Source organism: Streptomyces sp. NPDC091272, from assembly GCF_044757485.1.
GTDB lineage: Bacteria > Actinomycetota > Actinomycetes > Streptomycetales > Streptomycetaceae > Streptomyces.
This window is the reverse complement of record NZ_JBIVVC010000002.1, coordinates 665,469-679,992: the sequence shown is the minus strand read 5'-3', so window position 1 is coordinate 679,992 and position 14,524 is coordinate 665,469. Positions and strand designations below refer to the sequence as shown.

At 72.7% G+C, this 14,524-nt stretch carries 12 protein-coding genes; 6 read left to right on the top strand and 6 right to left on the bottom strand.

The features are described 5' to 3' along the window. The first annotated feature begins 3 nt into the window (after positions 1-3). Complete coding sequence (gene sucD, locus ACIQM4_RS07840) at positions 4-888, top strand: succinate--CoA ligase subunit alpha (RefSeq protein WP_401587490.1); 885 nt, start codon at positions 4-6, stop codon at positions 886-888. A 146-nt stretch (positions 889-1,034) separates the two neighbouring features. Here sucD and ACIQM4_RS07835 read toward each other — a convergent pair whose 3' ends face one another. Continuing rightward, complete coding sequence (locus ACIQM4_RS07835; protein WP_401587487.1) at positions 1,035-2,516, bottom strand: sigma factor-like helix-turn-helix DNA-binding protein; 1,482 nt, start codon at positions 2,514-2,516, stop codon at positions 1,035-1,037. Positions 2,517-2,677: 161 nt separating this feature from the next. Here ACIQM4_RS07835 and ACIQM4_RS07830 point away from each other — a divergent pair, with 161 nt between their 5' ends. Then, the gene (locus tag ACIQM4_RS07830) at positions 2,678-4,630 is read left to right on the top strand and encodes a DUF6350 family protein (protein ID WP_401587485.1); all 1,953 of its coding nucleotides are present in this window, start codon (positions 2,678-2,680) and stop codon (positions 4,628-4,630) included. A 414-nt stretch (positions 4,631-5,044) separates the two neighbouring features. Here ACIQM4_RS07830 and ACIQM4_RS07825 read toward each other — a convergent pair whose 3' ends face one another. Continuing rightward, positions 5,045-6,073 (bottom strand): hypothetical protein, encoded by a 1,029-nt coding sequence (locus ACIQM4_RS07825; protein WP_401587482.1) that lies wholly within the window; start codon positions 6,071-6,073, stop codon positions 5,045-5,047. A 276-nt stretch (positions 6,074-6,349) separates the two neighbouring features. On the opposite strand from ACIQM4_RS07825, the gene purN reads away from it, so the two are divergent. Together purN and purH are read left to right on the top strand one after the other, a co-directional pair. Then, positions 6,350-7,030: a phosphoribosylglycinamide formyltransferase gene (purN, locus tag ACIQM4_RS07820; protein ID WP_401587480.1), complete on the top strand. Its 681-nt coding sequence runs from the start codon at positions 6,350-6,352 to the stop codon at positions 7,028-7,030. Beyond that, the gene (gene purH / locus ACIQM4_RS07815; RefSeq protein ID WP_401587477.1) at positions 7,014-8,594 is read left to right on the top strand and encodes a bifunctional phosphoribosylaminoimidazolecarboxamide formyltransferase/IMP cyclohydrolase; all 1,581 of its coding nucleotides are present in this window, start codon (positions 7,014-7,016) and stop codon (positions 8,592-8,594) included. The genes purN and purH overlap by 17 nt, the downstream gene beginning before the upstream one ends. Before the next feature lie 128 nt (positions 8,595-8,722). Here purH and ACIQM4_RS07810 read toward each other — a convergent pair whose 3' ends face one another. The 4 genes from ACIQM4_RS07810 to ACIQM4_RS07795 form a co-directional block, all read right to left on the bottom strand. Next, positions 8,723-9,181 (bottom strand): hypothetical protein, encoded by a 459-nt coding sequence (locus tag ACIQM4_RS07810; protein ID WP_401587474.1) that lies wholly within the window; start codon positions 9,179-9,181, stop codon positions 8,723-8,725. A 102-nt stretch (positions 9,182-9,283) separates the two neighbouring features. Continuing rightward, complete coding sequence (locus tag ACIQM4_RS07805) at positions 9,284-10,834, bottom strand: protein kinase (protein WP_401587471.1); 1,551 nt, start codon at positions 10,832-10,834, stop codon at positions 9,284-9,286. After that, positions 10,831-11,574: an FHA domain-containing protein gene (locus ACIQM4_RS07800; RefSeq protein WP_401587468.1), complete on the bottom strand. Its 744-nt coding sequence runs from the start codon at positions 11,572-11,574 to the stop codon at positions 10,831-10,833. The genes ACIQM4_RS07805 and ACIQM4_RS07800 overlap by 4 nt, the downstream gene beginning before the upstream one ends. 131 nt (positions 11,575-11,705) lie before the next feature. Further along, positions 11,706-12,461, bottom strand: coding sequence for an RDD family protein (locus tag ACIQM4_RS07795; RefSeq protein WP_401587465.1), 756 nt, complete (start codon positions 12,459-12,461; stop codon positions 11,706-11,708). Positions 12,462-12,715: 254 nt separating this feature from the next. On the opposite strand from ACIQM4_RS07795, the gene ACIQM4_RS07790 reads away from it, so the two are divergent. After that, on the top strand, positions 12,716-13,582 hold the full coding sequence (locus ACIQM4_RS07790; RefSeq protein WP_401587463.1) for a bifunctional methylenetetrahydrofolate dehydrogenase/methenyltetrahydrofolate cyclohydrolase: 867 nt from the start codon (positions 12,716-12,718) through the stop codon (positions 13,580-13,582). 44 nt (positions 13,583-13,626) lie between these two features. Continuing rightward, the gene (locus ACIQM4_RS07785) at positions 13,627-14,481 is read left to right on the top strand and encodes a DUF3017 domain-containing protein (protein WP_401587460.1); all 855 of its coding nucleotides are present in this window, start codon (positions 13,627-13,629) and stop codon (positions 14,479-14,481) included. Positions 14,482-14,524: the final 43 nt, after the last annotated feature.

Below are 14,524 nucleotides of genomic sequence, written 5' to 3'. Positions count from 1 at the left end.
ACCATGGCTATCTTCCTCACCAAGGACAGCAAGGTCATCGTCCAGGGCATGACCGGTGCCACGGGCATGAAGCACACCAAGCTCATGCTGGCCGACGGCACCAACATCGTCGGCGGCGTGAACCCGCGCAAGGCCGGCACGTCCGTCGACTTCGACGGCACAGAGGTCCCGGTCTTCGGCTCCGTCAAGGAAGCCATGGAGAAGACGGGCGCCGACGTGTCCGTCCTCTTCGTGCCGCCGGCCTTCTCCAAGGCCGCCGTCGTCGAGGCGATCGACGCCGAGATCCCCCTCGCCGTCGTCATCACCGAGGGCATCGCGGTGCACGACTCCGCCGCCTTCTGGTCGTACGCCTCGGCCAAGGGCAACAAGACCCGCATCATCGGCCCGAACTGCCCCGGCCTCATCACCCCGGGCCAGTCCAACGCCGGCATCATCCCGGGCGACATCACGAAGCCGGGCCGCATCGGCCTGGTCTCGAAGTCCGGCACGCTGACGTACCAGATGATGTACGAGCTCCGTGACATCGGCTTCACCACGGCCGTCGGCATCGGTGGCGACCCGGTCATCGGTACGACGCACATCGACGCGCTGGCCGCGTTCGAGGCGGACCCCGACACCGACCTGATCGTCATGATCGGCGAGATCGGCGGCGACGCCGAGGAGCGCGCGGCCGACTACATCGCGAAGAACGTCACCAAGCCGGTCGTCGGCTACGTCGCGGGCTTCACCGCCCCCGAGGGCAAGACGATGGGTCACGCGGGCGCGATCGTCTCCGGTTCGTCGGGCACCGCCCAGGCGAAGAAGGAGGCCCTTGAGGCCGCCGGCGTCAAGGTCGGCAAGACGCCGACCGAGACCGCCAAGCTGGCGCGCGCGATCCTCGCGGGCTGACAGCAGACAGTACACAGCTGACAGCTGGCAGCTGAAAGCGAGCAGCACGCCGGCGCTCGCGCCGGTCGGGCACACGCTCGCGCGGAAGGCCCGCACCCCGGAGTGGCGAACTCCAGGGGTGCGGGCCTTCCGCATGTCCGTACGGTTCAGCGGGACTGCGGTACCAGGCGCTGCGGGCCGTTCTCGGGTTCGGCGTTGAGCCTGGCGCGCAGCTGCATGTCGTACGCGCTCAGGCGCTGCGGTCCACTGTGCGCCGGTACGCCGCCGACCGGTTCGCCCGGCGGACGCGGCGCCTCGTACTGCGTCGGGGCCGTCGAGAGCGTGAACGCCGTCGCGCCGACGATCAGGGTGGTGAACGCGATGGCCGCCCGGGTCCAGAAGCGGGTCCTGCGCTCGCTCCGCCTCCGGACCGCCTCCCCCGGCGGCAGATTGTCCGCCGGCTGGGTCATGGCCAGGTTGGCGAGACGTTCCTGCAGCAGGGCGGACCGGTCTGCGGGGGCGGGGACCTCGGCCAGTTCCGGGAGCCTCTGCGCGACGACGGTACGCGCGTGCTCCAGGCGGTTCGCGGCGGCGGGGGTGCTGGCTTCGGTCTCGGCGGCGGTCTCGGGGAGGTCCAGGCCGAGGCCGTCGTAGAGGAGGAGGGTGCGGCGGTACGGAGGCGGGAGTTCGAGGAGCGCGTGGAGAAGGGCTCGGTGGCCGGGCCCGGAGCCTTGGGTGCCGGCGGGGTGGGGGGTGGTGCCGGCTGCCCCGTCGGTGGCTGTTGTGCCGGTCCGACCGCCCTTCTCGGTGCCCTCGCCCGGGGCGTCGATGCGTCTGTGCCCGCGACGCAGGCGGTGCCAGGGGGACATCGCGTACTCGTACGCCGCCGCGCGCACCCAGCCCGCCGGATCGCGGTCGGTCGCCACCTCGGGCCAGCGTTGCCAGGCGAGGTGGAAGGCGCGCTCCACCGACTCGTGGGAGAGCCGGCGCCGGCCCGTGAGCAGGTAGGCCTGGCGGACGAGGGAGGGGGCGGTGTGGGCGTAGAGGCTGTCGAAGGCCTGGGCGGGGGTGGCCTCGTGGCCGATGGACGGCTCGGCCACGAGGGCGTCGAGCTCGGCGGCGGTGGGGGCGGTGGGGGTGGCGGCGGTGTCGGCAGGGGCGGTCGGCTTTGCGTGTGTGGCCGGTGTGGCCGGTGCGGTCGGCTTGATTTGTGCGGCCTGTGCGGCCTGTGCGGCCTGTGCGGTCTGTGCGGCCCTGTCGGTCGGCTCCGTTTGCGCGGTCGAGTCGGGCTGTTGGGGCTGTTGGGGCTGTTGGGGCTGTGCGGCCTGTTCGGCCGGTTCGTGGAGCAGGGGGTGGGGTGTCGCCGTGCGAACCGGGGTGGCTTCGCCCCTGGTGGCGATCTCCTCGTCGATGCCGGCCAACAGGCGTGCGTAGACCTCACGCTTACGCCCCCGCGGGCTGGTGCGGCCCGTCTCCCAGGAACGGACCGTCTCCCGCGTCACGCCGACGATCGCCGCCACCTGGTTCTGTGACAGTGCTTTCGCCTCGCGGAGTCTGCGGCGATCCTTCGGGAGCGGCAGCCCGGGGGTGGCGGGGGAGGGGGTGGGTGCGGGTGAGGGAGGGGGCGTGGTCTTCGTACGGCGGTTCATGGCAGCACCTCCGTGATTCCCGCGATCCCCGTCACTCCTGCGATCCCCGCGGTTCCCGTCGTCGTATACCGGTCGAAAAAGTACATAAACGTATATTGAGCGACACGTCGGCTGTTACCCCGTTACGCGAAGTTGGCGCGTGTCGTGGGCAGCATGGCCGGGTGAACCCGAATCCAGTGACCGACCACCCGCACGAGCCCGAGGGCGAGTCCGAGGTCGAGTACGAAGCTGTGTACGAGGGCGGCGCCGGGTCTGCCGCAGGGGCGGCCGGGGTCCTCGGGGCGACCGGGGCGCAGGTGGGCCCCGGAGCTGCTGAGGGTGTCGGCGCTGCCGGGCCGGTGGAGTCCGTGGAGTCCGAAGGGGCCGCGGGGGCCGTGGGCGCCATGGGGGCCGTCGGTGCGCGGAATCGGCCGTCCGGCTTGGCCGTGTGCCTGGTGCGCGGTGGGCTGGCCGCCGGGCTGGGGCTCGCGGCGTCCGCCGTACTCGTCATGGTGCTGTGGATCAGCTCGCCCTACCCGGACGCCGGCGCCGGAGCCGCACTGCGCGTCGCCGCCGGGCTGTGGCTGCTCGCGCACGGCGCGGACCTCGTACGGTCCGACACGCTGAGCGGTGTCGCCGCGCCCGTCGGGCTGACCCCGATGCTGTGTGCCGTGCTTCCGCTCTGGCTCGCGCACCGGGCAGCGCGCGACGCCGTGGAGGACGGCGGCGACGAGGACGGCGCCGAGCCGCGGACCCCGCCCTCCGGCCGGGCCGCTTTCGGCGGCGTGACCCTCGGGTACCTCGCGGTGGCAGGCGCGGCGACCCTGTACGCGGCCGGGGGCCCGCTGCCCGCCACGCCCTGGAGCGTCGCGCTGTACCTGCCGGTCGTCGTGGCTCTCGCCGCCGGCGCCGGGGTGTGGACCGCGTACGGGCGACCGCACGGCCCGCTGCCCGGCTGGGTTCCGGAGGGCGTGCGGCGTGAGTTCGTACGCCCTCGGCTCACCACGGCGGCGCGTGCGGCCGCCGCCGGAACCGCGGTTCTGCTGGGTGGCGGGGCACTGGCCGTCGGGGCCTCACTGGTGTGGCACGCGGACCTCGCGCAGGAGTCGTTCCTGCAGCTCGCGGGGGAGTGGTCGGGCCGGTTGGCGGTACTGCTGCTGGCGCTGGCGCTGGTCCCCAACTCGGCCGTCTGGGCCGCCTCGTACGGAATCGGCACCGGCTTCGCGGTGGGTACCGACGCGCTGGTGACCCCGCTCACGGGAGCGGGCCCCGCGGTGCTGCCGCACTTCCCGCTGTTGGCCGCGATGCCGGGCCAGGGCCGGGGCACGGCCCTCAACTGGGCCGTGGTGGCCGTCCCGTTGCTCGCCGGGCTGACGGTCGCCTGGTTCACGGTACGGGTGGCCGCACCTGCGTACGTCGTACGGGAAGAGGCGTGGGGGCGGCGCAGAACCGCGGGCACGGCGGCACTGGCGGCGTTGGGCTGTGCCGTGGCGACGGCCCTGCTGGCGGCGGCGTCCGGCGGCCCCCTCGGCACGGAACGGCTGGCCGAGTTCGGGCCCGTGTGGTGGAGGGCGGGGCTGGGAGCGCTGGCGTGGCTGCTCGGGGTGGGGGTGCCGGGGGCTTTGCTGCTGAGGGGGTGGCGGGTGCGGGAGAGGTCACCGATCTGGTGGGTCCGCGGGTGGCGGGACGAGGAGGGGGAGGAGGTGGTCCGAGAGCGGGCTACCCGGGGTGGGGGTGCGCGGGGTGTGGGTGCCCGGGGTGGGGCGGCCCGGGGCGGGGCGGTCCGGGACGGGGCCGGGTCGGGTGTGGCCCAGGCCGCGTGGCATGAGAGCGGGGCCCGGGAGGTGCGGCGGGCGGCGCTCAGGGAGGCGGCTTGGGGGGCGCCGACGGTGGGGTCGGGGGGTTCGTCGCAGTCGCAGTCGCAGTCGCCGGCGCGGCCGGTGCCGTATGCAGCGGAGTCATCGCCGTTGCCACAGTTGCCGGGGGCGTCGTCCGGACTGTCGCAGCCGGCTGCGGTGGGGGTTCTGCCCGGTGGGGCGGACGGTCCTCCGGCGGTGATTGTTCCGCCGGTGCGGGGTGTCCTGCCGGACGGGGATGCGGAGTTGGGGGAGGGGGACGGAGGGGAGGAGAGGTGAGGTGCGGGTGGGCTTGCGCCTGCGGCGGGCTGTGCCCCTCCCCGCCCCTTCCCTAAACCGCTGGCCGCGGGGCGGGGGGAACCTCGGGAGGCCGGTGGGGGCCGGCGTCCCGGGCCGTGCCCGGTGCACGGCTGCGCCGCGCGTCCTCAAACGCCGGACGGGCTGAGGTGGTCCGACGGCGCCCGTGCACGGCTACGCTGCGCGTCCTCAGTCGCCGGACGGGCTGAAGTAGGTCCGGACGCCCGGTGCACGGCTGCGCCGCGCGTCCTCAAACGCCGGACGGGCTGAGGTGGTCCGACGGCGCCCGTGCACGGCTGCGCCGCGCGTCCTCAAACGCCGGACGGGCTGAAGTGGCCCGGACGGGCTGAAGTGGCCCGCACGGGCTGAGGTGGTCCAACCGTCGTGGTCCCGTCCCTACTCCTTCACCCCGAACACCGGAACCAGCGACTTCGGGAGTTCATCGTTGCAGGCCACCTGGGCGGACTTCGTCAGGGAGTCCGAGACGCACGTGTAGTAATCCCGGTACACCAGTTGCACCGTGAACGTCGTCGCCACGATCAGCAGCGCCAGTACCGCCGTCACCAGACCACTCACCGCAGCAGTCGTCTGCTGCCTGGTGTTGGCCGGGGCCGCCGCGGGCTTGGCCTGGCCGCCCGTCAAGGCCGACGTCGCGTCCGGCTTCGGCTGCTTGCTGCGCAGCGCGCTGATTCCCCAGTACAGGGCCAGCGCCCCCAGCAGCAGCGAGATCTCCCGCTGGGTGAACAGGGCGAAGAAGAACGCCCACATGCCCGCCAGCAGCGCGTACCTCGCGCGGCGCTGTGCCGGGTCCGTCGGGTCCCAGCGCAGGCCCGCGCCGGGACCGCCGCCCTCGCCCCCCTCGGGGCCCTTCTGGCCGCGGCCGGTCTCGTTCGCGTCGCCCGGTCCACCGGCGCCACCGAAGCCGCTGCCGCGTCCCGGGGGCTGGCGGTCGCTCCACCTGCTGCCCCAACCGCCGCCGCCGGAACCCGCGTTGTCGGGTTCGGAGGCGTTGTCGCCCGCCGGCTTGCGCGGCGTCCAGGGCTGGTCCGGGCGACCCTCCGGCGGCGCCGCGAACGGGTTGTCATCACCGGAGGCACCGGAGGCACCGGACGTGCTGGAGGCACCGGAGGCACCGGACGTGCTGGAGGCACCGGACGTGCTGGAGGGACCGGAGGCACCGGACGTGCCCGTGGGGTCCGAGGTGCCGGAGCTCTCCGGGCCCGCGTCGGAGCCGGCATCCGAGCCCTCACCCGTGCCCCCGCCTCCGACCCCTCCCGCGCCCGGGGTCGCTTCCGTGTCCCCGCCGCCCTTGCGTTCGCGCAGCAGTGGCAGCGGCACCCGCGCCGGCCCTCCGTCGGCCGGGAGCGGCAGCAGCAGTGGGAGCGGGCGGCGGAGGAGAGCCGCGCGGCGGCGTCGGTCCGTCATCTGGTGAACGTCTTCCCCTCGGACCCTCCGGCGCGGAAGGTCGTATGTCGTGTGGAATTCCGCGCCTGTGGCCGACCTGTTGTCGGCCCCGTACGGAGCCGGGGCGGAGTCCTGCCCTGACGCTACCTTCCGCGCGTGCACCCGTCCCGTGGGGGCGGCCCGGTGTGCCGGTATCGTTGCGAGCGGTCGGCGCCTTCGTAGGGTCCCCCGTACGGCGGGGTGTGCTTCGTTCGTACGACCACACAAACCGCACGAGCCGCGAGAAAGAGACCCGCCGTGGCCTCCCCGCCCCCCTCCGCACCCCTTCTCCCGCCTGTTCTCCCGCCCGTCGACGGGCGGCCCGCCCGTCTGGTGGTCCTCGTCTCGGGCTCTGGTACGAATCTCCAAGCGCTGCTCGACGCCATCGCGGCGGACGACGGCTACGGGGCACAGATCGTCGCGGTCGGCGCCGATCGCGACTCCATCGCCGGGCTGGAGCGGGCCGGGCGGGCCCGCATCCCCACCTTCGTCCGCAAGGTGAAGGACCACGGGACGCGGCAGGAGTGGGACGCGGCGCTGACCGAGGCCATCGCCGCGTACGAGCCCGATCTCGTGGTGTCCGCGGGGTTCATGAAGATCCTGGGGGAGCAGTTCCTCGCCCGGTTCGGCGGCCGGTGCGTCAACACGCACCCCGCTCTGCTGCCCAGTTTTCCCGGTGCCCACGGCGTCCGTGACGCCCTCGCGTACGGCGCGAAGGTCACCGGTTGCACGGTCCACTTCGTCGACGACGGCGTCGACACCGGCCCGATCATCGCCCAGGGCGTGGTCGAGGTCCGCGATGAGGACGACGAATCCGCTCTCCATGAGCGGATCAAGGAAGTCGAGCGCACGCTGCTCGTCGAGGTCGTGGGGCGTCTGGCCCGACACGGCTACCGCATAGAGGGACGAAAGGTACGAATTCGTGAGCACGGTGCTTAAGCCCATCCGTCGCGCGCTGATCAGCGTCTACGACAAGACCGGTCTTGAGGAGCTCGCCCAGGGCCTCCACGCGGCGGGCGTCGAGCTGGTGTCGACCGGCTCCACCGCCGCGAGGATCGCCGCCGCCGGGGTGCCCGTCACCAAGGTCGAGGAGCTCACCGGCTTCCCCGAGTGCCTGGACGGCCGGGTCAAGACCCTGCACCCGCGCGTGCACGCCGGCATCCTCGCCGACCTGCGCCTTGAGGACCACCGCCGCCAGCTCGACGAGCTGGAGATCCAGCCCTTCGACCTGGTGGTCGTCAACCTCTACCCGTTCAGCCAGACCGTCGCCTCGGGTGCGTCGCCCGACGAGTGCGTCGAGCAGATCGACATCGGCGGCCCCTCGATGGTTCGCGCCGCCGCCAAGAACCACCCGTCGGTCGCCGTCGTCACCAGCCCGGCGCGGTACGCGGACGTCCTGGCCGCCGTGCGGGACGGCGGGTTCGACCTCACCGCCCGCACGCGCCTCGCCGGCGAGGCCTTCCAGCACACCGCCGCGTACGACGTGGCCGTGGCGGGCTGGTTCGCGGAAGCCCGTGGCGGAGCCACTGATGAGCACGGCGCCGCCGCCGACGACTCCGGCTTTCCCGACTTCATCGGGCAGACCTACACCCGTAAGAACGTGCTCCGGTACGGCGAGAACCCGCACCAGGGCGCCGCGCTCTACGTCAACGGCAACGGCGGTCTCGCCGAGGCCGAGCAGCTGCACGGCAAGGAGATGAGCTACAACAACTTCACCGACACGGACGCCGCCCGCCGCGCCGCCTACGACCACACCGAGCCCTGCGTCGCGATCATCAAGCACGCCAACCCGTGTGGCATCGCGGTCGGGGACGACGTGGCAGAGGCCCACCGCAAGGCCCACGACTGCGACCCGCTCTCGGCCTTCGGCGGCGTGATCGCCGTCAACCGCCCGGTCTCCGTCGCCATGGCCGAGCAGGTCGCGAAGATCTTCACCGAGGTCATCGTCGCCCCGGCCTACGAGGACGGAGCCGTCGAGATCCTCGCCGGCAAGAAGAACATCCGCGTGCTGCGCTGTGCCGACGCCCCGGCCGGCCGCGTCGAGGTCAAGCCGATCGACGGCGGCGCGCTCCTCCAGGTCACCGACCGCCTCCAGGCGGACGGCGACGACCCGCGGAACTGGACGCTCGCCACCGGAGAGGCGCTCGGCGAGGCGGAGCTGGCCGAGCTCGCCTTCGCCTGGAAGGCCTCGCGCGCCGTGAAGTCCAACGCGATCCTGCTCGCCAAGGGCGGCGCATCCGTCGGCGTCGGCATGGGCCAGGTCAACCGCGTCGACTCCGCGAAGCTCGCCGTGGAGCGGGCCGGCGAGGAGCGGGCCCGCGGCGCGTACGCCGCGTCCGACGCCTTCTTCCCGTTCCCCGACGGGCTGGAGATCCTGCTGGAGGCCGGCGTCAAGGCCGTGGTCCAGCCGGGCGGTTCGGTACGTGACGAGCTGGTCGTCGAGGCCGCGAAGAAGGCGGGCGCGACCATGTACTTCACCGGTACGCGTCACTTCTTCCACTGACACCGCTGACGGCCGGGCCGCTCGTGCCCGGCCGCCGTGCCCGCCGCACGTGTGACGGAAGCCGTGCCCTCCCCCGAGGAGCACGGCTTCCGTCATGTACGGGTGTGCGGGTGTGCGGGTGCGGTCCGTCAGCAGCGCGGCAGCCCCGGGATCGGCTCCCAGTCGCCGCCCTTGCTGAACGCGGTGGCGCTCACCCAGACGTTCTTGTTGCCCTTGTCGTCGTCGGTCCTCGCCCACCAGTCGTTCTTGTTGTTCGCCTCGTCCTGGTGCGGCTGGCCCTTCGCCTGGCAGTAGAAGTAGTTGCTGCCCGCGTAGAGGACGCCCTTCTTGACGGCGGCGGTGGTCGGGGACGCGTAGCTGTACGCGTCGCGCCAGGTGTTGAAGTAGTACTTCCCCTGGATCTGGACCTGGGGCTGGGACTGCGGCTGGGACTGCGGCTGGGAATGCGGCTGGGCCAGGGACCGGGAAGCGGCGGCCGGGGCTGCCTCGGCCGGGGTGCCGGCCTGGGCGGTGCCCGGCGCCAGCAGTACCGCGGCCCCCGCGACCGTGGCACCGAAAGCGATGAACGTGGAACGGGTCCTGCGCATGGAATCCCCCTGTGAGGTACGAGAGCTGGTCCTCGTGCCGCCGCTCTCGGCGGCACACCAGAACCATCCCGCCGCGGCCCGCGCCCCGGTACCTCAGAAGACTCAGGGTGCCTGGCCGCCCGACCCGGCGTACTCCTTGAGGTAGTGCGCGACCTTGTCCGCGTGGGGGCGGAGCTTCGCCGGCGCTCCGCCCCACTCGTTGACCCTGCGGGCTGACGACCGGTGCGCGAGGGCGCCCGCGACCTGGGTGGAGACGTTCAGGCCGGGCCACAGCTCCGGGGTGATGGCGCACAGATAGCGCCCCAGCGCCGGAATGGACTGCTCCGGCGGGAACGGCGGCTTCGGATTCCCGGTCGCGGGGCGTTCGTTGCTGCGCAACCAGTACCGCACCACCCGGGGCGTCCAGCGGGCGATGCCGAACTCGTCGTTGGCCGGGTCGGAGAGATCGGGGTCGAAGTCGCTCTCCACCTTCAGGATCGCCGCGATCTGCGCGGGCGTGACGTCCTTCTCGCCGCACTGGTGCGCCGAGTCGACGATCAGCTTCCGGTACGCCACCGGCACGTCCTTGTCGGTGGCCAGCTCCGCCGCCCCGTACTCCGCCGCCGGGACCGTCCCGTCGCCGCGCAGAGCCAGGAAGCCCAGTGACGCTCCCGCCAGGAGTACCGCGAGCGCGGCCCCCCACAGCGTGCGCACGGCACGCCGCGAACGGGGGCGCAGCCGGGGCAGCCTGGGCGAGGGCGACGAGTCGGTCACCGCCTCGATACGGCGCAGGAGCGCGGCGGCGGTGTGCGCGGAGCGTTCCTCGTGCGTACGGGCCAGGCAGTCGGTGACGATCGGGCGCCACGGTGCGGGGAGCCCGGGGTCGAGGTGCAGGTCCGCGTCCCCGCGCGCGTAGCTCAGCAGGGCCTCCGAGCGGGCGGCCGGGCCGCCGCCGCTGCCGCCCCCGCCGGGCAGCGGCGCCTTCCCGGTCAGCACCAGATGGGCGAGCACGCCGAACGCCCAGACGTCCGTGGTCGGTCTGACCTGCCGCCCGTGGTCGCTGATCTCCGACCACAGCAGCTCGGGCGGTGTGTAGTCGGGGGTGGCGAAGGCGGGTGCGTAGGCGTGGGTGCCGTCCATCTCGGCGGCCAGGTTGAAGTCACCGAGGCGGACCGTGCCGTCCGCCATCAGCAGGACGTTGCCCGGCTTGAGGTCACCGTGCACCCAGCCCGCGTGGTGCAGTTGGTGTATTCCCTCGCAGACCTGCGCCAGGAGGACCGGGCCCGCGGCGGGCACCGGCTCCCTGGCGAGCAGTGCGTCCAGCGAGCCCTCCGCGCGTTCCAGTACGAGGACGGTCGCGCCGTCCAGCTCCGGCCGCGCCGGGTCGTCCACCGTCAGCGCCTCGTACATCCGGATCAGCCGTGGCCGGGACAGCTTGCGGTGCATCGCCAGCTCACGCTGGGAGAGCTCGCGCAGATGGTTCAGCTGACGCGGGGTGCGGGTGCCGGTGGGCAGGAACTTGAGCGCCGCCTCGGCGGGCAGCCCGGCCGGCGCCCCGGACGTCCGCACGGCCGCGTACACACTGCCGAACGCCCCGGCGGCGAGCGGTTCACGCACCTGCCAGCAGCCGACCCGGTAACCGGCCGGCACCCGGACGGCGAACGGCGCGCTCACCGCGGGTCCAACTCCCGTTCCAGCAGCGCCAGATCGCATTCCCGTACGAGATCGAAGCGCAGCGCGAGCGAGACCAGGGACTCCTTCTTGCCGTTGCGGCGTGGCCCGCAGTCCGCCGCTTCGGGGGGCTGCTTGAGGCGGAGCTTCACCGCGAGGTAGTCGATGTTCCACTGCACGGCGGTACGGGACGCGGCGCGCCAGCCCGGCCGCAGCCGCTCCACCACCTGGTCGGTGGTCGGCAGCGGCGCGTGCGGCTCACCGCGCAGCCGGGGCTCGCACAGCGCCGCCAGGACGGCGAAGTACCGCTTCGTACGGTCCAGGGCGAACGCAGGAGCGGTGCGCGCGCCCTCAGGGGAGGAGTCGCCCGACACGTAGTCGTGGCGCGGCGCCCACACCTCGAAGCCGAGCAGTTCTCCGGCGGCGGGCAGTACCACCCGCGAGAACTCGAACGGCACGGGGGCGTCCAGCCTGCCGGGTGCGACCTTGAGGTGCTCGCCGGCGCCCTCCGGGTTCTCGACCACGTACGTCTGCCGGGCGCTGAGGTTGCTGAGTGTCCAGAAGGCGCCGCTCGCCCTGATCTCCCCCGCGGTACGGGAGATTCCGTCGTGCCGGAGGGTGAGGTGCCGGGTGGCCGGGTCCGGCGGTGGTGTACGGCCGAAGCGCAGGGTCTCACCAGGCGCGAGTCTGAACTGCCCCTCGGGACCCGCACATTGCGCGGGAACCACGATGATGCTGTACATGCTGCACACCCTCCCCTGCCAACCTCCGCCAGATTAAGGAGAGATTCGGTACGCGAGAAAGGCGTAAGGCCGCCAATTCCCCGGAAAGAGTGGGGAACTGACGGCCTCGGAAGAAGTGCGCGCCGGAGCGTTTACTTCTTGATGACGATGGTGCCGCCGGCGCGGTCGTGCCAGCCCTGGAGCTTGCCCGAGTTGTCGAAGAACGGGGAGAGGTAGACCAGGATGGCGCCGATGTAGCAGAGGAAAGCGCCGACCATCGGAATGATCCAGCGGATGAAGCCCGCACCGAGGCCGGGGGCCTGGCCGGTGTTCTCCTTGACGACCTTGACACCGAGGACCATCTTGCCGAGGGTCGCGCCCCAGATGGAGACCATCAGCCATTCGTAGAGCAGCGTGATGAGGAAGAGGACGGCCATCGCGGCGAACAGCGTGGCGACGATGCCGGCGCTCGCGTCGTTGATGCAGGACTCGTAGCCCGGGTCCATGTAGGTGCCGCACTCGTCGACGCTCTTCGAGGCACCGAACATGCCCGCGACGCCGATGGCGGTGAAGATGCCGTAGACGATGCCGATCGCCACGCCGTCGAGCAGGCGCGCGCCCAAGCGGCGTCCCATCGTGGCGAGTTCGACGGTGCCCAGACCCGCGACGTTGATGTAACCGTTGTTGGCCTGAAGGGTGCCACCGGGGCCCGGGGGCATCTGGCCGGGCTGCTGCGGGTAGCCGTAGCCCTGCTGCGGCACGCCCTGCGGGGCCTGCTGCGGGTAGCCGTACCCGGGCTGGCCCTGCGGCGGCTGCTGCGGGTAGCCGTAACCGGGCTGACCCTGCGGGGGCTGCTGCGGCTGGCCCTGGGGCTGGCCGTACGGGTTGTTGGGGTCGCCGAAGCTCACGTGCGATTCCTCCGTTGGTGGTGCTGGGGACGATGCGGTCCGAGCGGAGGAAGTTACGTGTAACGAGCGGTGTGCCCCCCTGCGCCGCCGCGGAACTGCGCGCCACATCGTCGTATTACCGTCGGCTTTTTGTCCAGCCGGATTCAGTAGGCGTTGTCAAGGTGCAACGTTTGATTCCGGCCGGTGACAAAGCGCGGTCCGGCCGGGAACGGCCCAAGTGGAACCTCACCCCCGTCATCCGCGAGGATGGGGTCATGACTGCCCAGATTCTCGACGGCAAGGCCACCGCAGCCGCGATCAAGACCGAACTCACCGGCCGCGTGGCGGCCCTCAAGAGCCGGGGAATCACTCCCGGGCTCGGCACCCTGCTGGTCGGCGACGACCCGGGCAGCAAGTGGTACGTCGCGGGCAAGCACCGCGACTGCGCCCAGGTCGGCATCGCCTCGCTCCAGCGCGAACTGCCCGGGACCGCCTCCCAGGAGGAGATCGAGGCAGTCGTACGGGAGCTCAACGAGGACCCCGCCTGCACCGGCTACATCGTCCAACTCCCGCTCCCCAAGGGCATCGACACCAACCGCGTCCTGGAACTGATGGACCCGGCCAAGGACGCCGACGGCCTGCACCCGATGAGCCTGGGCCGCCTGGTCATCGGCGAGCCGGGCCCGCTGCCCTGCACCCCGTACGGCATCGTGCAGCTGCTCCGCCACCACGGGGTGGAGATCGCGGGCGCCCACGTGGTCGTCGTCGGCCGCGGCATCACCATCGGCCGTCCGATGCCGCTGGTCCTCACCCGCAAGTCCGAGAACGCGACCGTCACCCAGTGCCACACCGGCACCCGGGACCTCTCCTCCCACCTGCGCCAGGCCGACATCATCGTGGCCGCGGCCGGCGTCCCGCACCTGATCAAGCCCGAGGACGTCAAGCCCGGTGCGGCCGTCCTGGACGTCGGCGTCAGCCGTGACGAGAACGGCAAGATCGTCGGCGACGTGCACCCCGGTGTGGCCGAGATCGCGGGCTGGGTCGCCCCCAACCCCGGCGGGGTGGGGCCGATGACCCGTGCCCAGCTCCTGGTCAACGTCGTTGAGGCCGCCGAGCGCGCGGCCGACGTCGACGCGGGCTGACCGGGCGATCCGGCCGGGATTCGTAGGGAAGAGGGAGCGACACCATGGGCGGCAAGGCAGCGGACGACCGTACGGGCGCGGGCACGGGCCCCGAGCCGTACCTGCGGGACGCCCAGCAGGGACGGGCCGGGGCGCCGGCCGCGGGCGCGGAGGCGGACGCGGGCGTGGAGGCGGACGTGAAGCCTGTCACCACGGAGCCGGGGCGCGGCCCTGCGCAGGAGGCGGAGCCCTCGGGGGAGCCGGAGACCTCGGGGGAGCGGGGTCGCGGGCCCGAGCTCGCGCCGAAGCCGGAGCCCACTGCCTCGCCCGAGCCGGAGCTCTCGCCGACGCCGGTGCCCACCGCCTCGCCCTCGCCGGAGCCCACCCCCTCGCCGGTGCCCACCCCCTCGCCCGAGCCGGAGCCCTCGCCGGAGCCCGAGTTCGGGACGTCCCTCCCGGTGGACGCCAGCGGGGAGCCCGTCGCCAAGGGGGTGGTCAGTGCGCCCGGACCCGACGGCCCCGTGCGCACCACCCGTCGCTTCCCTCTCTTCACCCGGGACACCGCCCGCCCCGAGGGCGGCGGCCGGGCGGCGGGCGGGGACGCACCCGCGCCCGCCAGGCAGTGGCCGCTACTCACCGTCCTGGCGGCGACCGGACTCGGACTGGTGCTGGTCGCGGTCGACGCGTTCAGCATCGGTTTCCGGCTCGGCACGGTCCTGATCGGGCTCGCGCTGCTGGCGGGCGCGGTCATGCGCTGGGTGCTGCCCTCGGTCGGCATGCTCGCCGTCCGCTCACGCTTCACCGACATCGTGACGTACGGGATTCTCGGCCTGTCCATCACGATGCTGGCGATGATGACGCAGCCGGATCCCTGGCTGAATCTCCCGGTCCTGGAGTCGGCGGTCCGCCTGGTGCGCTGACGGGCCGATGTGTGCCGTGCCACAGAAAGGGGCCGGAGGGAAC